Origin of the sequence: Streptococcus mitis (genome assembly GCF_946188685.1) — a bacterium.
Lineage (GTDB): Bacteria > Bacillota > Bacilli > Lactobacillales > Streptococcaceae > Streptococcus > Streptococcus mitis_CC.
Genome location: NZ_CAMHWH010000002.1, coordinates 176,554 through 197,349 on the forward strand (window position 1 = coordinate 176,554; position 20,796 = coordinate 197,349).

17 protein-coding genes and 2 tRNA genes are annotated in these 20,796 nt (G+C 41.5%); 18 read left to right on the top strand and 1 reads right to left on the bottom strand.

The genetic code is table 11. The annotated features are described in order from the left end of the window. Window positions 1-48 precede the first annotated feature (48 nt). From N8N51_RS02660 to N8N51_RS02675, 4 genes are all read left to right on the top strand, one after another. Entirely contained in the window at window positions 49-1,101 is a 1,053-nt protein-coding gene (locus tag N8N51_RS02660) for a BMP family lipoprotein (protein ID WP_033681961.1), read from the top strand. Window positions 1,102-1,244: 143 nt separating this feature from the next. Beyond that, the gene (locus N8N51_RS02665) at window positions 1,245-2,780 is read left to right on the top strand and encodes an ABC transporter ATP-binding protein (protein WP_033684970.1); all 1,536 of its coding nucleotides are present in this window, start codon (window positions 1,245-1,247) and stop codon (window positions 2,778-2,780) included. Next, window positions 2,773-3,831 carry an ABC transporter permease gene (locus tag N8N51_RS02670; protein WP_049543029.1) on the top strand — a complete coding sequence of 353 codons (1,059 nt, stop codon included), beginning with the start codon at window positions 2,773-2,775 and terminating at the stop codon, window positions 3,829-3,831. The genes N8N51_RS02665 and N8N51_RS02670 overlap by 8 nt, the downstream gene beginning before the upstream one ends. 2 nt (window positions 3,832-3,833) lie before the next feature. Then, window positions 3,834-4,790: an ABC transporter permease gene (locus N8N51_RS02675; protein ID WP_049543031.1), complete on the top strand. Its 957-nt coding sequence runs from the start codon at window positions 3,834-3,836 to the stop codon at window positions 4,788-4,790. Between the two features lie 37 nt (window positions 4,791-4,827). Here the strand turns inward: N8N51_RS02675 and plsY are convergent, their stop codons facing one another. Then, window positions 4,828-5,469, bottom strand: coding sequence for a glycerol-3-phosphate 1-O-acyltransferase PlsY (gene plsY, locus N8N51_RS02680; protein WP_020902935.1), 642 nt, complete (start codon window positions 5,467-5,469; stop codon window positions 4,828-4,830). A gap of 135 nt (window positions 5,470-5,604) precedes the next feature. On the opposite strand from plsY, the gene parE reads away from it, so the two are divergent. The 14 genes from parE (at window position 5,605) to sufD (ending at window position 20,793) form a co-directional block, all read left to right on the top strand. Further along, entirely contained in the window at window positions 5,605-7,548 is a 1,944-nt protein-coding gene (gene parE, locus N8N51_RS02685) for a DNA topoisomerase IV subunit B (RefSeq protein ID WP_223340726.1), read from the top strand. Between the two features lie 27 nt (window positions 7,549-7,575). Continuing rightward, window positions 7,576-8,394: an aminoglycoside 6-adenylyltransferase gene (locus N8N51_RS02690; RefSeq protein ID WP_261103516.1), complete on the top strand. Its 819-nt coding sequence runs from the start codon at window positions 7,576-7,578 to the stop codon at window positions 8,392-8,394. A gap of 205 nt (window positions 8,395-8,599) precedes the next feature. Further along, entirely contained in the window at window positions 8,600-11,071 is a 2,472-nt protein-coding gene (gene parC / locus N8N51_RS02695) for a DNA topoisomerase IV subunit A (RefSeq protein ID WP_261103517.1), read from the top strand. A 135-nt stretch (window positions 11,072-11,206) separates the two neighbouring features. Then, entirely contained in the window at window positions 11,207-12,229 is a 1,023-nt protein-coding gene (locus N8N51_RS02700; protein ID WP_261056713.1) for a branched-chain amino acid aminotransferase, read from the top strand. A 22-nt stretch (window positions 12,230-12,251) separates the two neighbouring features. After that, window positions 12,252-14,219 (top strand): peptide ABC transporter substrate-binding protein, encoded by a 1,968-nt coding sequence (locus tag N8N51_RS02705; protein ID WP_261103518.1) that lies wholly within the window; start codon window positions 12,252-12,254, stop codon window positions 14,217-14,219. Between the two features lie 97 nt (window positions 14,220-14,316). Beyond that, window positions 14,317-14,547 carry a DUF2969 domain-containing protein gene (locus N8N51_RS02710; protein WP_000037113.1) on the top strand — a complete coding sequence of 77 codons (231 nt, stop codon included), beginning with the start codon at window positions 14,317-14,319 and terminating at the stop codon, window positions 14,545-14,547. A gap of 49 nt (window positions 14,548-14,596) precedes the next feature. Next, window positions 14,597-14,677: transfer RNA gene (locus N8N51_RS02715), tRNA-Tyr, on the top strand. A gap of 9 nt (window positions 14,678-14,686) precedes the next feature. Then, a tRNA-Gln gene (locus tag N8N51_RS02720) sits at window positions 14,687-14,758 on the top strand. Window positions 14,759-14,918: 160 nt separating this feature from the next. Beyond that, entirely contained in the window at window positions 14,919-16,121 is a 1,203-nt protein-coding gene (gene rpsA, locus N8N51_RS02725) for a 30S ribosomal protein S1 (protein ID WP_001001631.1), read from the top strand. Window positions 16,122-16,206: 85 nt separating this feature from the next. Further along, the gene (locus tag N8N51_RS02730) at window positions 16,207-16,704 is read left to right on the top strand and encodes a GAF domain-containing protein (RefSeq protein ID WP_261103519.1); all 498 of its coding nucleotides are present in this window, start codon (window positions 16,207-16,209) and stop codon (window positions 16,702-16,704) included. Beyond that, entirely contained in the window at window positions 16,704-18,359 is a 1,656-nt protein-coding gene (gene dnaX / locus N8N51_RS02735; RefSeq protein ID WP_261103520.1) for a DNA polymerase III subunit gamma/tau, read from the top strand. Before N8N51_RS02730 ends, dnaX begins: the two co-directional genes overlap by 1 nt. Window positions 18,360-18,386: 27 nt before the next feature. Then, complete coding sequence (locus N8N51_RS02740; protein WP_001081602.1) at window positions 18,387-18,581, top strand: DUF3272 domain-containing protein; 195 nt, start codon at window positions 18,387-18,389, stop codon at window positions 18,579-18,581. 151 nt (window positions 18,582-18,732) lie between these two features. Beyond that, a complete protein-coding gene (gene sufC / locus N8N51_RS02745) occupies window positions 18,733-19,503 on the top strand; it encodes a Fe-S cluster assembly ATPase SufC (RefSeq protein WP_261103522.1) in 771 nt (256 codons plus the stop codon). Between the two features lie 27 nt (window positions 19,504-19,530). Next, entirely contained in the window at window positions 19,531-20,793 is a 1,263-nt protein-coding gene (gene sufD, locus N8N51_RS02750) for a Fe-S cluster assembly protein SufD (protein WP_125454568.1), read from the top strand. The last annotated feature ends 3 nt before the right edge of the window (window positions 20,794-20,796 follow it).

Genomic DNA, 20,796 nt, shown 5'->3' on the forward strand with positions numbered 1-20,796 from the left:
AATCCATACTTGCAACATCGTTGCACATCTTATTTAGGAGGTTCAGTAATGAACAAGAAACAATGGCTAGGCCTTGGTCTAGTTGCAGTGGCAGCAGTTGGACTTGCTGCATGTGGTAACCGCTCTTCTCGTAACGCAGCTTCATCTTCTGATGTGAAGACAAAAGCAGCAATCGTCACTGATACTGGTGGTGTTGATGACAAATCATTTAACCAATCAGCTTGGGAAGGTTTGCAAGACTGGGGTAAAGAACACAATCTTTCAAAAGATAAAGGTTTCACTTACTTCCAATCAACAAGTGAAGCTGACTACGCTAACAACTTGCAACAAGCGGCTGGAAGCTACAACCTAATCTTCGGTGTTGGTTTTGCCCTTCACAATGCGGTTGAAGAAGCAGCAAAAGACCACTCTGATTTGAACTATGTCTTGATTGATGATGTGATTAAAGATCAAAAGAATGTTGCTAGCGTAACGTTTGCTGATAACGAAGCTGCTTACCTTGCGGGTGTTGCAGCAGCTAAAACAACTAAAACAAAACAAGTTGGTTTTGTAGGTGGTATTGAGTCTGAAGTTATCTCACGTTTTGCAGCTGGATTTAAAGCTGGTGTTGAGTCAGTAGATCCATCTATCAAAGTACAAGTTGACTACGCAGGTTCATTTGGTGATGCTGCTAAAGGTAAAACAATTGCAGCAGCACAATACGCAGCTGGTGCAGACGTTGTTTATCAAGCAGCAGGTGGAACAGGTGCTGGTGTCTTTGCAGAAGCAAAATCACTCAACGAAAGCCGTCCTGAAAATGAAAAAGTTTGGGTTATCGGTGTTGACCGTGACCAAGTAGCAGAAGGTAAGTACACTTCTAAAGATGGTAAAGAATCAAACTTCGTTCTTGTATCTACTTTGAAACAAGTTGGTACAACTGTAAAAGATATTGCTAACAAAGCAGAAAAAGGTGAATTCCCTGGCGGTCAAGTGATCGTTTACTCATTGAAAGATAAAGGGGTTGACTTGGCAGTAACAAACCTTTCAGAAGAAGGTAAAAAAGCTGTTGAAGATGCTAAAGCTAAAATCCTTGATGGAAGCGTAAAAGTTCCTGAAAAATAATGGATGGAAGTCATTTCTTAGGAAGCGGCCCTCGGCCGCTTTTTTAAGAGTTGAGACAAAGTCATTTTGTCTCAGTAAAGCTTGCTACTAGGCAAACTAGCAAGTTTTATTGAAATAAAATAAGACTCTGAAAGGAAGAGCACATGGCACACGAAAATGTCATTGAGATGCGTGATATTACCAAGGTGTTTGGTGAATTTGTTGCCAACGACAAAATCAACCTGCACCTACGAAAAGGTGAAATTCATGCACTTTTAGGAGAAAATGGGGCTGGTAAGTCCACGCTCATGAACATGTTAGCAGGGCTTCTTGAACCAACTAGTGGTGAAATTGTGGTCAACGGTCAAGTTGTCAATCTCGATTCACCATCTAAAGCGGCTAGCTTGGGAATCGGAATGGTTCACCAGCACTTTATGTTGGTAGAAGCCTTCACAGTGGCTGAAAACATCATTTTAGGTAGTGAATTGACTAAAAATGGTGTGCTAGATATCGCTGGAGCTAGCAAAGAAATCAAGGCTCTTTCTGAACGTTATGGCTTAGCTGTTGACCCTTCTGCCAAGATAGCAGATATCTCAGTTGGAGCCCAACAACGTGTAGAAATTTTAAAAACCCTTTATCGGGGGGCTGATATCCTTATCTTTGACGAACCAACGGCTGTCTTGACTCCATCAGAAATTGATGAGTTGATGGCTATTTTGAAAAATCTTGTCAAAGAAGGAAAATCAATTATCTTGATCACCCACAAGTTAGACGAGATTCGCGCAGTTTCTGACCGCGTTACAGTTATCCGTCGTGGGAAATCAATTGAAACTGTCGAAATTGCAGGGGCTACCAATGCTGATTTGGCAGAAATGATGGTAGGTCGTTCTGTTTCCTTTAAAACAGAGAAGCAAGCTTCTCAACCAAAAGAAGTGGTCTTGTCAATCAAAGATTTGGTGGTCAATGAAAACCGTGGTGTCCCAGCTGTAAAAAATCTATCCTTGGATGTTCGTGCCGGAGAGATAGTTGGTATTGCGGGGATTGATGGAAATGGTCAGTCTGAACTGATTCAAGCCATCACAGGTCTTCGCAAGGTTGAATCTGGTAGCATCGAGCTAAAAGGAGATTCAATTGTAGGCTTGCCCCCACGTCAGATTACAGAGTTGAGTGTTGGGCACGTTCCAGAAGACCGTCACCGTGATGGCTTGATTTTGGAAATGATGATTTCTGAGAATATTGCCCTTCAAACCTACTACAAAGAACCACATAGTAAAAATGGAATTTTGAACTATTCAAATATTACTTCTTATGCTAAAAAGCTAATGGAAGAGTTTGATGTTCGTGCTGCCAGCGAATTTGTTCCTGCAGCTGCACTCTCAGGAGGAAATCAACAAAAAGCAATTATTGCTCGTGAAATTGATCGAGATCCTGATCTCCTTATCGTCAGCCAGCCAACTCGTGGTTTGGATGTCGGTGCCATTGAATATATCCACAAACGCTTGATTGAAGAGCGTGATAATGGGAAGGCTGTTCTTGTTGTCAGCTTTGAATTGGATGAGATTTTAAATGTCTCAGACCGTATTGCTGTTATCCACGATGGTAAGATTCAAGGTATTGTGTCACCAGAAACAACCAATAAGCAAGAACTTGGTGTCTTGATGGCTGGTGGAAACTTGGGAAAGGAGAAGAGTGATGTCTAAAAAATTACAACAAATTTCGGTTCCCTTGATTTCTGTCTTCCTAGGAATTTTACTTGGGGCCATTGTTATGTGGATCTTCGGTTATGATGCTATTTGGGGCTATGAAGAATTGTTCTATACAGCCTTTGGTAGTCTGCGTGGGATTGGAGAAATCTTCCGTGCTATGGGGCCTTTGGTCTTGATTGGTCTTGGCTTTGCTGTTGCCAGTCGTGCTGGTTTCTTTAACGTCGGACTTCCTGGTCAGGCTTTAGCAGGTTGGATTCTCAGTGGTTGGTTTGCCCTGTTGCATCCAGATATGCCACGTCCCTTGATGATTCTAGCAACTATCGTGATTGCCCTGATTGCTGGTGGAATTGTCGGCGCGATTCCGGGTATTCTGAGAGCCTATCTAGGGACGTCAGAGGTCATTGTGACCATCATGATGAACTACATTGTATTGTATGTAGGAAATGCCTTTATCCATGCCTTCCCTAAAGACTTTATGCAAAGTACAGATTCGACCATTCGTGTTGGGGCTAATGCAACCTATCAGACACCTTGGTTGTCTGAGTTGACTGGTAATTCGCGGATGAATATTGGTATTTTCTTTGCCATCATTGCCGTTGCAGTTATTTGGTTCATGCTCAAGAAAACAACTCTTGGTTTTGAAATCCGTGCTGTTGGTCTTAATCCACATGCTTCAGAATACGCTGGTATTTCTGCAAAACGAACGATTATCCTCTCAATGATTATTTCAGGTGCTTTGGCAGGTCTTGGTGGAGCTGTTGAAGGACTTGGAACCTTCCAGAACGTTTATGTTCAGGGGTCGTCATTAGCTGTCGGATTTAACGGGATGGCGGTTAGTTTGCTTGCGGCCAACTCACCAATTGGTATTCTCTTTGCAGCCTTCCTATTTGGTGTTCTCCAAGTTGGAGCTCCTGGTATGAATGCGGCGCAGGTACCGTCTGAGCTTGTCAGCATTGTAACAGCGTCTATTATCTTCTTTGTCAGTGTTCATTACCTTATTGAACGCTTTGTCAAACCGAAAAAACAAGTTAAAGGAGGTAAGTAAAGATGTCTATTACAACCTTGCTCACCCTCTTGGTGTCTTCTATGCTGATTTACTCAGCACCTCTCATCTTTACAAGTATTGGTGGTGTTTTCTCTGAACGTGGTGGTGTGGTAAACGTCGGTCTTGAAGGAATTATGGTTATGGGTGCCTTTTCTGGAGTTGTCTTTAACCTTGAATTTGCAGAACAATTTGGAGCAGCAACTCCATGGCTATCTTTGCTTGTGGCAGGATTAGTTGGTGGTCTCTTCTCTATCATCCACGCAGCAGCGACGGTTCATTTCCGTGCAGACCATGTTGTCAGCGGTACGGTATTGAACTTGATGGCGCCAGCCTTGGCTGTTTTCTTAGTGAAAGTCCTTTATAACAAAGGACAAACCGACAACCTAAGTCAGACTTTTGGACGCTTTGATTTCCCAGTCTTGGCAAATATCCCAGTGATTGGTGATATCTTCTTCAAGTCAACTAGTTTACTTGGTTATCTGGCCATTGCCTTCTCATTCTTTGCTTGGTTTATCCTTTTCAAGACCCGATTTGGTCTTCGTCTCCGCTCTGTTGGTGAACACCCTCAAGCAGCGGATACTTTGGGAATCAATGTCTACAAGATGAGATATCTAGGAGTTATCATTTCAGGTTTCTTAGGTGGAATTGGCGGAGCGATTTATGCTCAATCCATCTCAGTTAACTTCTCAGTGACAACTATTGTTGGACCTGGATTTATCGCTCTTGCTGCGATGATTTTCGGAAAATGGAATCCAATCGGAGCCATGCTTTCTAGTTTATTCTTTGGGCTTTCACAAAGTTTGGCTGTTATCGGTTCTCAATTGCCGTTCCTACAAGGAGTGCCTGCGGTTTATCTTCAAATCGCACCTTATGTTTTGACAATTCTTGTCTTGGCAGCCTTCTTTGGAAAAGCAGTCGCACCAAAAGCAGATGGTATCAACTATATCAAATCAAAATAAGCATACAAAAAACGTCAGTTCAGAATGAACTGGCGTTTTATTTTTTAGGATGTTGATTGGTTAGGTTCAATCCCCAAGGGACTAAATTTTCAGTCTTGTTTTTGATACGAGCGACATTATCCTTATGACGAATGATAATCAAACTAGCAAGTGCTAGGATAATAGCAATGAAGAGAGGGTCATAGTGACTCAAGATAAAACCAAAAAGTGGAAAGAGTAAAACTCCAATGACAGCCGCGATAGATGCTGTGACACTAGATAGTGAAATCATACTACCAAGATAGAGGGTTCCAAAGAAAACAACTGCAAGGTAGAGACAGAAGACAGGTGCAAATCCGAAAACGACTCCAGCACTGGTTGCGACAGCCTTACCTCCCTTAAATCCTGCAAAGATAGGGAAGGTATGACCAATAACAGCCAAAAGTCCAAAGATGAGAGGCGAAACGCCTTGAAGATGAAAAATAATTGGAAGAAGCGTTGCTAGAGTTCCTTTGAAAAAGTCAATCACAAAGGTCGTCATACCAGCTTTCTTACCTAAAATGCGGAAAGTATTGGTTGTTCCAGTATTTCCAGAACCGTGTTCACGCAGATTTGTCTGAAAGAATACTTGTCCAATCCAGAGACCAGACGGAATCGAACCCAGCAGATAAGCTAGGATTAATAAAACTATTGTAATCATACTCCTATTATATCATGAAATGGAGAAGAAAGGCAGAGAATCTCTTCTGAAATTGTCACACCGGAGAAAGAAAAATTTTGCAAAATCCTTGGAAAACCTGTAGAATAGTAAAGATGAACGAATAGGAGGTTCCTTGTGTCAAAAAAGGAAATCAATATTAACAATTATAATGATGATGCCATTCAGGTGCTAGAAGGGTTGGATGCGGTCCGAAAACGTCCAGGGATGTATATCGGATCGACCGATGGCGCTGGGCTCCACCACCTAGTCTGGGAAATCGTCGATAATGCTGTCGATGAAGCCTTGTCTGGATTTGGTGACCGTATTGATGTGACCATTAATAAAGACGGCAGTTTAACGGTTCAAGACCACGGACGTGGGATGCCGACTGGAATGCACGCGATGGGAATCCCAACAGTTGAGGTTATCTTTACCATTCTTCACGCCGGAGGGAAATTCGGTCAGGGTGGCTACAAGACATCTGGTGGTCTCCACGGGGTGGGTTCTTCCGTTGTTAACGCTCTTTCAAGTTGGCTGGAAGTTGAAATTACCCGTGATGGGGCAATCTATAAGCAACGTTTTGAAAATGGTGGAAAACCTGTCACGACTCTGAAGAAAATCGGTACAGCACCCAAGTCCAAGACAGGTACCAAAGTGACCTTCATGCCTGATGCGACGATCTTTTCTACAATCGATTTCAAGTACAATACCATTTCAGAACGCCTCAATGAGTCAGCCTTTCTCTTGAAAAATGTGACCTTGTCTCTAACGGATAAACGCACAGATGAGTCTGTTGAGTTTCACTATGAAAATGGGGTACAGGACTTTGTTTCTTATCTGAACGAAGACAAGGAAACCTTGACGCCAGTTCTATACTTTGAAGGGGAAGACAATGGTTTCCAAGTGGAAGTGGCCCTCCAGTACAATGATGGATTTTCAGATAACATCTTGTCCTTCGTCAATAACGTTCGCACCAAGGACGGTGGAACGCACGAGACAGGTCTCAAGTCTGCTATCACCAAGGTTATGAATGACTATGCGCGTAAGACGGGGCTTCTCAAGGAAAAAGATAAAAACCTTGAAGGGTCAGACTATCGTGAAGGACTAGCGGCCGTTCTTTCTATCTTGGTTCCGGAAGAACATTTGCAGTTTGAAGGACAGACCAAGGATAAGCTAGGAAGCCCTCTTGCTCGTCCTGTTGTGGATGGAATTGTGGCTGATAAGTTGACCTTTTTCCTTATGGAAAATGGGGAATTGGCTTCTAACCTCATCCGCAAGGCTATCAAGGCGCGTGATGCTCGTGAAGCGGCACGTAAGGCGCGTGATGAGAGCCGAAATGGGAAGAAAAATAAAAAAGATAAGGGCTTGTTGTCTGGGAAATTGACCCCAGCCCAGTCTAAGAATCCAGCTAAGAATGAACTCTATCTAGTCGAGGGGGATTCTGCCGGAGGTTCTGCCAAACAAGGCCGTGACCGCAAGTTCCAGGCAATCTTGCCTCTTCGTGGTAAGGTTATCAATACAGCTAAAGCCAAGATGGCGGATATCCTCAAAAATGAAGAAATCAATACCATGATTTATACCATTGGTGCGGGTGTTGGAGCAGACTTCTCCCTTGAAGATGCCAACTATGACAAGATCATTATCATGACCGATGCGGACACCGACGGTGCCCACATTCAGACTTTACTCTTGACATTTTTCTACCGCTACATGCGTCCGCTAGTTGAGGCAGGACATGTTTATATCGCCCTCCCGCCTCTTTACAAGATGTCCAAAGGTAAAGGCAAGAAAGAAGAAGTGGCCTACGCATGGACAGACGGAGAACTTGAAGAACTCCGCAAGCAGCTCGGTAAAGGCGCTACCCTCCAACGCTATAAAGGTCTCGGTGAGATGAATGCGGACCAGCTCTGGGAAACAACCATGAATCCAGAAACTCGAACTCTCATTCGTGTCACGATTGAAGATCTAGCACGCGCAGAACGTCGCGTCAATGTCCTTATGGGAGACAAGGTCGAACCACGACGTAAGTGGATTGAAGATAATGTCAAGTTTACGCTGGAAGAAGCGACAGTATTTTAAGTTAGTTTTTAATGAATGGGTATAAACATGAGAACTGAAACAGAAATGCTCGATGTAGTTTTAAAGACTGCTGAAACCTTACAAGTCACGGCCGTCGCTATGTCTGGTTCACGGACAAATTCACAAGCACCACAAGATGAATTTCAAGACTATGACGTGGTCTATGTCGTGGACGATTTAGATAATCTGACGAGTGACCTTTCTTGGCTAGACCTGTTTGGGAAGCGCATTATTGAGCAAGAAGTTGGTCTTGGTAATCGTCGTCTCTATCTCATGCTTTTTGAAGATGGCAATCGTATTGATTTGACTCTTTGCCCTAAAGAACACATGCAAGAGTGGGTGGATAGTGAGGCAGGATTTGCTGTTTTGGAAGATCCAGAAAATTTATTTGAAGCCTATTTCCCAAATATAGAGCGTTACTGGATAACCCCAGCTACTGAAAAGGATTTTGAAAAAGCCTGCAATGAATTTTGGTGGGTGTCAGCCTACGTGGTCAAAGGAATCTGTCGCCATCAAGTCATCTATGCCACTGACCATCTCTACGGTATTTGCCAGAAAGAGTTGTTAAAAGTCTTAGCTTGGCAGGTGGCAAGTGATAAGGGAAAAGTAGACGTCGGAAAGAATTATAAGAATCTCTTTAACTATTTACCCATTGAGAAAGAAAAGGAATTCTCAAATCTGCTTGATTTTTCAAGTATAGATAAAATCACTCAGTCTTTGTTTGCTACAATGAAGCTTTTCCACCAAGAGGCACGATACCTTGCTAACAAGATGGGCTTTAACTACGATAAAGAAGTAGCTGAGAAGATGATTGAGTATGCTGAGGAGAGACTTCTAAATCGCTGACTAATTAAAAAGATTAAACTACAGAAAGGATAGTTTGGTTATTTATAGTAACTGAACACCTTTTCTATAAAAAACTACCCTACATTCTTTGAAAGGAGTTGAACACGCCCTAAATGCTGTGTTAAAAAGAGAAATTCTCTTGTGAGCTTGCTTACTTTAAAAATTTCCTATTTTTCCTTTGTATTTTGAGGGCTCTGTATCCTATATGAGTAACATTCAAAACATGTCCCTTGAGGACATCATGGGAGAGCGCTTTGGTCGCTACTCCAAGTACATTATTCAAGACCGGGCTTTGCCAGATATTCGTGATGGACTCAAGCCGGTTCAGCGTCGTATTCTTTATTCGATGAATAAAGATGGCAATACTTTTGACAAGAGCTACCGTAAGTCGGCCAAGTCAGTCGGGAACATCATGGGGAATTTTCACCCACACGGTGACAGCTCCATCTATGATGCCATGGTTCGTATGTCTCAGGATTGGAAAAATCGTGAGATTTTGGTCGAAATGCACGGTAATAACGGTTCTATGGACGGAGATCCGCCTGCGGCTATGCGTTATACTGAGGCACGTCTGTCTGAAATTGCTAGCTATCTTCTTCAGGATATCGAGAAGAAGACAGTTCCCTTTGCTTGGAACTTTGATGACACCGAAAAAGAGCCGACAGTCTTGCCAGCAGCCTTTCCAAATCTCTTGGTCAATGGTTCGACTGGGATTTCGGCTGGATACGCTACAGACATTCCACCGCATAATTTGGCTGAGGTTATCGATGCGGCGGTTTACATGATTGACCACCCAACAGCCAAGGTGGACAAACTCATGGAATTCTTGCCTGGACCAGACTTCCCGACTGGAGGGATTATCCAGGGTCGTGATGAAATCAAGAAGGCCTATGAAACTGGGAAAGGGCGCGTGGTTGTTCGTTCCAAGACTGAGATTGAAAAGCTAAAAGGTGGTAAGGAACAAATCGTTATTACTGAGATTCCTTATGAAATCAACAAGGCTAATCTAGTCAAGAAAATCGATGATGTTCGTGTCAATAACAAGGTAGCTGGTATTGCTGAGGTTCGCGACGAGTCTGACCGTGATGGTCTACGTATTGCTATTGAGCTAAAAAAAGATGCCAATACAGAGCTTGTCCTCAACTATCTCTTTAAGTACACAGATCTGCAAATCAACTATAACTTTAACATGGTGGCGATTGACAATTTCACGCCTCGTCAGGTTGGGATTGTTCCAATCTTGTCTAGCTATATTGCCCACCGTCGCGAAGTGATTTTGGCGCGTTCACGCTTTGACAAGGAAAAGGCTGAGAAACGTCTCCATATAGTCGAAGGTTTGATTCGCGTGATTTCGATTTTGGATGAAGTCATTGCTCTTATCCGTGCTTCTGAGAATAAGGCTGACGCTAAGGAAAATCTCAAAGTTAGCTATGATTTTACAGAGGAGCAGGCTGAGGCCATCGTTACCTTGCAATTGTATCGTTTGACCAATACCGATGTGGTTGTCTTGCAGGAAGAAGAAGCAGAACTTCGTGAAAAGATTGCCATGCTGGCGGCTATTATCGGGGATGAACGGACCATGTACAATCTTATGAAGAAAGAACTTCGTGAGGTTAAGAAGAAATTTGCGACTCCGCGTTTGAGTAGCTTAGAAGACACTGCGAAAGTCATCGAGATTGATACAGCTAGTCTTATCGCCGAGGAAGATACCTACGTCAGCGTGACCAAGGCAGGTTACATCAAGCGTACCAGCCCACGTTCCTTTGCGGCTTCAACCTTGGAAGAAATTGGCAAACGTGATGATGACCGTTTGATCTTTGTACAATCTGCCAAGACAACCCAGCATCTTTTGATGTTCACGACCCTTGGAAATGTCATCTATCGACCAATCCATGAATTGGCAGATATTCGCTGGAAGGATATTGGAGAGCATCTGAGCCAGAACATTACAAACTTTGAAACTAACGAAGAAATCCTTTATGTGGAAGTCGTGGATCAGTTTGATGATGCGACAACCTACTTTACTGCAACTCGTCTCGGTCAAATTAAACGGGTAGAACGCAAAGAATTCTCTCCATGGCGAACCTACAAATCTAAGTCTGTCAAGTATGCTAAGCTCAAAGACGATACAGATCAGATTGTAGCAGTGGCTCCGATTAAACTAGATGATGTTCTTTTGATTAGCCAAAATGGTTATGCACTTCGTTTCAATATCGAAGAGGTTCCAGTTATCGGTGCTAAGGCTGCAGGTGTCAAAGCTATGAACCTGAAAGCAGATGATGTCCTCCAATCTGCCTTTATCTGTAACACCTCATCCTTCTACCTCTTGACCCAACGTGGAAGTTTGAAACGTGTTTCTATTGACGAAATTCCAGCAACCAGCCGTGCCAAACGTGGGTTACAAGTCTTGCGTGAGCTAAAAAATAAACCGCATCGTGTCTTCTTAGCAGGAGCAGTTGCAGAGCAAGGATTTATTGGTGATCTCTTCAGTACAGAAGTGGAAGAGAACGACCAAACTCTGCTTGTTCAATCGAACAAAGGAACAATCTATGAAAGCCGATTGCAAGACTTGAACTTGTCAGAACGCACTAGCAACGGAAGCTTCATTTCTGATACGATTTCAGATGAAGAAGTTTTTGACGCTTATTTTAAAGAAGTATATACAGAAGCCAAATAAGTGAAATGAAGAATCAGTTCTAAGAGCTGGTTCTTTTTTATTGAAGAAATTTTCTGAAAATTACAAAATATACTTGCTATTTTATAAAAATAGTGTAGAATAAAAGAAATAGGTTTTTAGAATAAGGAGTGGAATATGACAGTAACGATTGATTGGGAAAATCTCGGTTTTTCCTATATGAAATTACCTTATCGCTATATTGCTCATTTTAAAAATGGACAATGGAATCAAGGAGAGTTGACAGAAGATGCAATCTTGCATATTTCAGAGTCTTCTCCAAGTCTTCACTATGGTCAACAAGCATTTGAAGGTTTAAAAGCTTATCGTACTAAGGATGGTAGTGTTCAACTGTTCCGTCCTGATGAAAATGCCAAACGTCTGCAACATACTTGTGATCGTCTCTTGATGCCACAAGTTCCAACAGAAATGTTTGTAGAAGCTTGTAAAGCAGTTGTTCGTGCGAATGAAGAATATGTACCACCATACGGAACAGGTGGAACCTTATATCTTCGCCCTCTTTTGATTGGTGTCGGAGATATTATTGGGGTTAAACCAGCAGAGGAATACATTTTCACCATCTTTGCTATGCCAGTTGGAAATTACTTTAAGGGTGGATTGGTTCCAACCAACTTCTTGATTCAGGATGAATACGACCGTGCCGCTCCAAATGGTACAGGTGCGGCTAAGGTTGGTGGGAACTATGCTGCCAGTCTCTTGCCAGGGAAATTGGCCAAGTCACGTCATTTCTCAGATGTTATCTATCTAGACCCATCAACTCATACAAAGATTGAAGAAGTCGGATCAGCTAACTTCTTTGGAATTACAGCTGATAATGAATTTGTAACACCATTGAGTCCTTCTATCTTGCCATCTATTACCAAGTATTCTTTGCTTTATTTGGCAGAACATCGCTTGGGCTTAACTCCTATTGAGGGGGATGTCCCGATTGATAAGCTTGACCGTTTTGTAGAGGCAGGTGCCTGTGGTACAGCAGCGGTTATTTCTCCAATTGGAGGTATTCAACACGGTGATGATTTCCATGTATTCTATAGTGAAACAGAAGTAGGCCCTGTGACTCGTAAATTATATGATGAATTGACAGGAATTCAGTTTGGTGATATTGAAGCGCCAGAAAGTTGGATTGTAAAAGTAGATTAAAATAAACTAAAGGAGATTTTTTATGAAATCGAAAAAGTGGCTCTTAACAGCAGGAGTGGTCCTGAGCACAACAGCTCTATTAGCGGCTTGTGGAAAAGCTGATAAAGAAGCAGATGCACCGACAACATTTTCATATGTTTATGCAGTAGATCCGGCGTCTTTGGACTATAGTGTAGCGACTCGTACATCTACAACAGATGTCATCGGGAATGTGGTTGATGGATTGATGGAAAATGACCAATACGGAAATGTTATTCCTTCCTTGGCTGAAGATTGGTCTGTGTCAAAAGATGGTTTGACTTATACCTACAAACTTCGTAAAGGAGTTAAATGGTACACTTCTGAAGGTGAAGAATACGCAGAAGTAACAGCCCATGACTTTGTGACAGGACTAAAACACGTAGCTGACGGTAAGTCAGATGGTGTCTCTCTCATCCAAAATTCAATCAAGGGCTTGGATGCCTACATGACTGGTGAGACCAATGATTTCTCTACAGTTGGTGTCAAGGCCTTGGACGATTACACAGTTGAATATACCCTAAACAAACCAGAAAGCTTCTGGAACTCTAAAGTCACCACAGCAACGATGTTACCTGTAAATGAAGAGTTTTTGAAGGCGTCAGGTAAAGATTATGGAGCAGTTACTCCAGCAGGAATTCTCTACAATGGTCCTTATATCTTGAAGACCTTGACGTCTAAATCGTTGATCGAATACGAGAAAAACCCAAATTACTGGGATAAAGAAAAGGTAAAAATCGAGAAGATTAAATTGACTTACTACGATGGTTCTGATCAGGAATCGTTGATTCGTAGCTTCTCTTCTGGTGCCTATACGACAGCCCGTCTCTTCCCAAGTAGCTCAAACTTTGCTTCTACTTTGGAACAATACGGAGATAAAATAACTTATAGCCCACAGGACTCAAGTAGTTATTACTTCACCTTTAACGTAAATCGTCAGTCATACAATAAAACTGCGAAAACAAGTGAAGAGCAAAAGACTTCTACTAAAGAAGCTATGCTTAATAAGGACTTCCGTCAGGCTATCAACTTTGCCTTCAACCGCCATTCTTATGCTGCCCAGCTAAATGGTGAAGACGGTGCGGACAAGATTATTCGTAACAGCCTCGTTCCTGACAACTTTGTACAAGCAGGTGGTAAAAACTTTGGTCAAATCGCTCAAGCAGAGTTGGTGAACTATGGTGACCAATGGAAAGATGTTGAGCTAGTTGACGGTAAGGATTCTATCTACAATCCTGACAAGGCTAAAGCTGCTTTCGAAAAAGCTAAGAAAGACTTGGAATCTAAAGGGGTAACATTCCCAATTCACTTTGATGTCCCAGTTGAACAAACAGATACCATCGCTGTTCAACAAAGCAACTCTTTCAAACAGTCTATTGAATCAACTCTTGGTGCTGAAAATGTTGTTATCGACGTTCTTCAAATGACAGATAATGAAAAGGAAACAATCACTTCTCAAGCGCGTGTTCCTTCTCAAAAAGATTATGATTTGAACAGTACAGGATGGGCTCCAAGCTATCAAGACCCAGCATCTTACTTGAATATCATGGATCCTAAATCAGGTTCTGCTATGAAACACCTTGGTATTACTAAAGGGAAAGATAAGGATGTTGTAGCTAAACTTGGTTTGGACCAATATAAGAAATTATTGGATGATGCAGATTCAGAAACTACAAATCTTGAAGAACGCTATGAAAAATATGCCAAGGCTCAAGCTTGGTTGACAGATAGTTCATTATTGATGCCAACAGCCTCATCTGGTGGTTCTCCAGTTGTAAGTAATGTCGTGCCATTCTCAAAACCATACTCACAAGTTGGTATTAAGGGTGACCCATATATCTTTAAAGGAATGAAATTGCAAAAAGATATTGTTACAACAAAAGAATATGAAGAAGCACTGAAAAAATGGCAAAAAGAAAAATTGGAATCAAATGGTAAGTACCAAAAAGAACTAGAAAAACACATTAAATAATGCGGAAAACTCTATATCGGACAAGCCCGATATAGAGTTTTTTCTTGCTAGTTTTGGGATTTTCTTGTAAAATAGAAAAAGTGAAGAGAGGTATGAAATGAGTAAGAAAGATAAAAAAATTGAAATTCAAGTAGCAGATGCCAAGGTTAATGTAGGAAAAGACAGTTTTGAAGGCTATACATTGACAATTGGTAAAAAAGTTATCGGAGAAATTGCCGAATTAGACGGACAATTTGCCATCATAAAGAATGGAAACGTCGATAGTTTTTATAAAAAATTGGAAAAAGCTGTGGAAATTTTGATTGAAAATTATAATTTAGCAAAATAAGTCTTGTTTTTTTGAAATTTTCATGATATAATGGTCCATGTTGATTGTAGGAGAGATAGCGAAGAGGCTAAACGCGGCGGACTGTAAATCCGCTCCTTCGGGTTCGGGGGTTCGAATCCCTCTCTCTCCATTTCATCAATGGGGTATAGCCAAGCGGTAAGGCAAGGGACTTTGACTCCCTCATGCGTTGGTTCGAATCCAGCTACCCCAGTTCTTAGGTAATGATCAAGATAAAATCAAAATATCTTAGGGTATTTTATTTTTATAATTGAAAGACGTGAACGATATGAACATGTCCTTGCGGGTGCTTAGGAAAAAAATTATAAGTATGTCAAGTTTAAGAAAAACTTGATTGTTGGAGGATTTTTTAGATGAACGAATTTGAAGATTTGCTAAATAGCGTTAGCCAAGTTGAGACTGGTGATGTTGTTAGTGCTGAAGTATTGACAGTTGATGCGACTCAAGCTAACGTTGCAATCTCTGGAACTGGTGTTGAAGGTGTCTTGACTCTTCGCGAATTGACAAACGATCGCGATGCAGATATCAATGACTTTGTTAAAGTAGGAGAAGTATTGGATGTTCTTGTACTTCGTCAAGTAGTTGGTAAAGATACTGATACAGTTACATACCTTGTATCTAAAAAACGCCTTGAAGCTCGCAAAGCATGGGACAAACTTGTTGGTCGCGAAGAAGAAGTTGTTACTGTTAAAGGAACTCGTGCCGTTAAAGGTGGACTTTCAGTAGAATTTGAAGGTGTTCGTGGATTTATCCCAGCTTCAATGTTGGATACTCGTTTCGTACGTAACACTGAGCGTTTTGTAGGTCAAGAATTTGATGCTAAAATCAAAGAAGTTGATGCTAAAGAAAACCGCTTCATCCTTTCACGTCGTGAAGTTGTTGAAGCAGCTACTGCAGCAGCTCGCGCTGAAGTATTCGGTAAATTGGCTGTTGGTGATGTTGTGACTGGTAAAGTTGCTCGTATCACAAGCTTTGGTGCTTTCATCGATCTTGGTGGTGTTGACGGATTGGTTCACTTGACTGAATTATCACACGAACGTAACGTATCACCAAAATCAGTTGTAACTGTTGGTGAAGAAATTGAAGTGAAAATCCTTGATCTTAACGAAGAAGAAGGACGTGTCTCACTTTCACTTAAAGCAACAACACCTGGACCATGGGATGGCGTTGAGCAAAAATTGGCTAAAGGTGATGTAGTAGAAGGAACAGTTAAACGTTTGACTGACTTCGGTGCATTTGTTGAAGTATTGCCAGGTATCGATGGACTTGTTCACGTATCACAAATTTCACACAAACGTATTGAAAATCCAAAAGAAGCTCTTAAAGTTGGTCAAGAAGTTCAAGTTAAAGTTCTTGAAGTTAACGCAGATGCAGAGCGCGTATCACTTTCTATCAAAGCTCTTGAAGAGCGTCCAGCTCAAGAAGAAGGACAAAAAGAAGAAAAACGTGCTGCTCGTCCACGTCGTCCAAAACGTCAAGAAAAACGTGATTTCGAACTTCCAGAAACACAAACAGGATTCTCAATGGCTGACTTGTTCGGTGATATCGAACTTTAATCAAATTGAAAATTCACAAAATCCTTTGTTTACTAAACAAAGGATTTTTCTTTTGTCTGTAAGCCTTTTTTGATATAATAGTCCTATGTTAGAATCAGAAAAAAAATCACGTTATCAAATGTTGAATGAGGGTCTCTCTTTTTTATTGGAAGGCGAAAACAATGTTTTGGCTAATCTTTCCAACGCCAGTGCTCTTCTAAAATCACGCTTCCCTAATACCGTATTTGCAGGCTTTTATTTGTTCGATGGAAAGGAATTGGTTTTAGGTCCCTTCCAAGGTGGTGTTTCCTGCATCCGTATTGCACTTGGAAAAGGTGTTTGTGGGGAGGCAGCTCACTTTCAGGAAACTGTTCTGGTTGGTGATGTAACAACTTATCCCAACTATATTTCTTGTGATGGTCGAGCTAAAAGTGAAATTGTTGTCCCGATTATAAAGAATGGTCAATTACTTGGAGTTCTGGATCTTGATTCTTCAGAGATTGATGATTATGATGCTATGGATCGAGATTATTTGGAACAATTTGTCGCTATTTTGCTTGAAAAGACAGAATGGGACTTTACAATGTTTGGGGAGAAAGCCTAATGTATCAAGCACTTTATCGAAAATATAGAAGTCAAAACTTCTCCCAGTTGGTTGGACAGGAAGTTGTGGCTAAGACTCTTAAACAAGCAGTAGAGCAAGAGAAAATAAGTCATGCCTATCTTTTTTCTGGTCCACGTGGAACGGGAAAAACCAGTGTAGCCAAGATTTTTGCCAAAGCTATGAACTGTCCAAATCAAGTGGGTGGTGAACCATGTAATAACTGCTATATTTGTAAAGCAGTGACAGATGGTAGTTTAGAAGATGTCATTGAAATGGATGCTGCCTCTAATAACGGGGTGGATGAAATCCGTGAAATTCGTGATAAATCTACCTATGCGCCTAGCCTTGCTCGTTATAAGGTTTATATCATAGATGAGGTTCACATGCTGTCTACAGGAGCTTTTAATGCCCTCCTAAAGACGCTGGAAGAGCCAACACAGAATGTGGTCTTTATTTTGGCCACTACTGAATTGCACAAGATTCCTGCCACTATTCTATCCCGTGTGCAACGTTTTGAATTTAAATCGATTAAGACACAGGATATTAAGGAACATATCCACTACATTTTAGAAAAAGAAAATATCAGTTCTGAACCAGAGGCTGTGGAAATCATTGCCAGACGGGCTGAAGGTGGAATGCGAGATGCCTTGTCTATTTTGGATCAAGCCTTGAGTTTGACACAGGGAAACGAGCTGACGACTGCCATCTCTGAAGAAATTACTGGTACCATTAGTCTATCAGCCTTGGATAATTATGTGGCTGCCTTATCTCAACAGGATGTTCCCAAGGCTTTGTCTTGCTTGAATCTTCTTTTTGACAATGGTAAGAGTATGACTCGTTTTGTGACGGATCTTTTGCACTATTTAAGAGACTTGTTAATTGTCCAAACAGGTGGAGAAAACACTCATCATAGTCCAGTCTTTGTAGAGAATTTGGTACTTCCTCAAGAAAATCTGTTTGAAATGATTCGCTTGGCGACAGTCAGTTTAGCAGATATTAAGTCTAGTTTGCAGCCCAAGATTTATGCTGAGATGATGACTATCCGTTTGGCAGAGATTAAGACTGAAGCAGCTCTTTCTGGGGCAGTTGAAAGTGAAATTTCTGCACTGAGACAGGAAGTTGCCCGTCTCAAACATGAACTGGTAAATGTAGGAACTGTATCTAAGCCAACAAATCCAGCTCCTAGTCGTCCAACAGCAGGCAAAACAGTCTATCGTGTGGATCGTAATAAAGTTCAATCTATCCTACAAGAGGCCGTTGAAAATCCTGATTTAGCACGCCAAAATCTGATTCGCTTGCAGAATGCCTGGGGAGAGGTAATTGAAAGTCTAGGAGGCCCTGATAAGGCTCTGCTAGTTGGTTCTCAACCGGTTGCGGCCAATGAACACCATGCTATTCTTGCTTTTGAGTCTAACTTCAATGCTGGTCAAACCATGAAACGGGACAATCTCAACACCATGTTTGGTAACATCCTCAGTCAGGCAGCAGGTTTTTCACCCGAGATTTTAGCTATTTCCATGGAAGAATGGAAAGAAGTTCGCGCAGCCTTTTCAGCCAAAGCCAAATCTTCTCAAACTGAAAAAGAAGCAGAAGAAAGCCTGATTCCAGAAGGATTTGAATTTTTGGCTGATAAAGTGAAGGTAGAGGAAGACTAAAGAAAGATTTCATGATACAATAAGTTTATGAATAGACAACAATTTATTATCATTGCGCTGTTTACAGCTGCTGAGACCTATTTTTTCAATGAAGCCTGGATGACTGGTCGCTATATTATGGCAGCCTTTTGGGCCATTTTGCTCTTCAGAAATTTCCGAGTAAGTTACTTGATGGGCAAGATTGTAGATGTCATTGACCAGCATTTAAAAGGAAAAGACTAGTCTTCAGCTTCTAGACAAAATCAAAGCCTTTTAGGCTTTTTTTTGTTATACTATAAAAGTATATTTATTGACCTTTTACCGTATTTTCTAGGGAAATCAAGTATGTTTTTAGTGAGTTCTGGTAAAGGCCTTGAAAAAGAAAGGAACTATCATGTCAGTATTAGAGATCAAAGATCTTCACGTTGAGATTGAAGGAAAAGAAATTTTAAAAGGGGTTAACATGACCCTGAAAACAGGAGAAATCGCCGCTATCATGGGACCAAATGGTACTGGTAAATCAACTCTTTCTGCCGCTATCATGGGAAATCCAAACTATGAAGTTACCAAAGGTGAAGTCTTGTTTGATGGCGTAAACATCCTTGAGTTGGAAGTTGACGAGCGTGCGCGTATGGGACTTTTCCTTGCTATGCAATATCCATCAGAAATTCCTGGTATTACTAACGCTGAGTTTCTTCGTGCAGCTATGAATGCTGGTAAAGAAGATGATGAAAAGATTTCAGTTCGCGAGTTCATCACTAAGCTAGATGAAAAAATGGAATTGCTCAACATGAAAGAAGAAATGGCTGAGCGTTACCTCAACGAAGGTTTCTCTGGTGGTGAGAAAAAACGTAATGAGATTCTTCAACTTTTGATGTTGGAGCCAACATTTGCCCTTTTGGACGAGATTGACTCTGGTCTTGATATTGATGCTCTTAAAGTTGTTTCTAAAGGTGTTAATGCTATGCGTGGTGAAGGCTTTGGTGCTATGATTATCACTCACTACCAACGTCTTTTGAACTACATCACACCTGATGTGGTACACGTCATGATGGAAGGTCGTGTTGTCCTTTCAGGTGGTCCAGAATTGGCTGCGCGTTTGGAACGTGAAGGATACGCAAAACTAGCTGAAGAACTTGGCTACGACTACAAGGAAGAATTGTAATTCCCTCGTATCTTTTAGGAGAAGTAAATGACTAAAGAAAATATTAAACTTTTTTCAGAAATGCACGCTGAACCAAGCTGGTTGGCTGACCTCCGTCAAAAAGCTTTTGATAAGATTGAGAGTTTAGAATTACCAGTTATTGAGCGTGTCAAATTCCACCGTTGGAATCTGGGTGATGGAACGATTACAGAAAGTGAGCAATCAGCAAATGTTCCAGATTTCACTGCACTAGATAACCACTTGAAATTGGTGCAAGTAGGAACTCAAACTGTTTTTGAGCAAACTCCAGTTGAGTTGGCTGAACAGGGTGTTGTCTTCACAGATTTCCATTCAGCTTTAGAAGAAATTCCAGAGCTGATCGAAGAATTCTTCATGTCATCTGTTAAGTATGACGATGACAAGTTGGCAGCCTACCATACAGCTTATTTCAATAGTGGTGCTGTTCTCTATATTCCTGATAACGTGGAAATTGCTGAACCAATCGAAGGAATTTTCTATCAAGACAGCGATAGTGATGTGCCGTTTAACAAGCATATTATGATTATCGCTGGTAAAAATTCTAAGATTAGTTATCTGGAGCGTTTAGAGTCACGCGGTGAAGGAAGTGCCAAAGCAACTGCTAATATCACAGTAGAAGTGATTGCACGTTCTGGTGCTCAAGTGAAGTTTGCTGCGATCGACCGTCTAGGTGAAAACGTCACTGCTTACATTAGCCGTCGTGGTAAATTAGGCAACGATGCAAGCATTGACTGGGCAATCGGTGTCATGAACGAAGGTAATGTCGTTGCTGACTTTGATAGTGACTTGATTGGTAATGGTAGCCATGCAGACCTTAAGGTCGTAGCACTTTCAAGTGGCCGTCAGGTACAAGGGATTGATACCCGAGTAACTAACTATGGTTGCAACTCAATCGGAAATATCCTTCAACATGGGGTTATTCTTGAAAAAGCAACCTTGACCTTCAATGGTATTGGGCACATTATCAAGGGTGCCAAGGGAGCAGATGCGCAACAAGAAAGTCGTGTTCTCATGCTTTCAGACCAAGCGCGTTCAGATGCCAATCCAATTCTTTTGATTGATGAAAATGACGTAACTGCAGGACACGCGGCTTCTATCGGACAAGTTGATCCAGAAGATATGTATTACCTTATGAGCCGTGGCTTGGACAAGGCAACTGCAGAACGTTTGGTTGTCCGTGGTTTCCTTGGATCTGTTATCGTTGAGATTCCAGTCAAGGAAGTTCGTGATGAAATGATTGCAACTATCGAAGAAAAATTGTCAAAACGCTAAGGG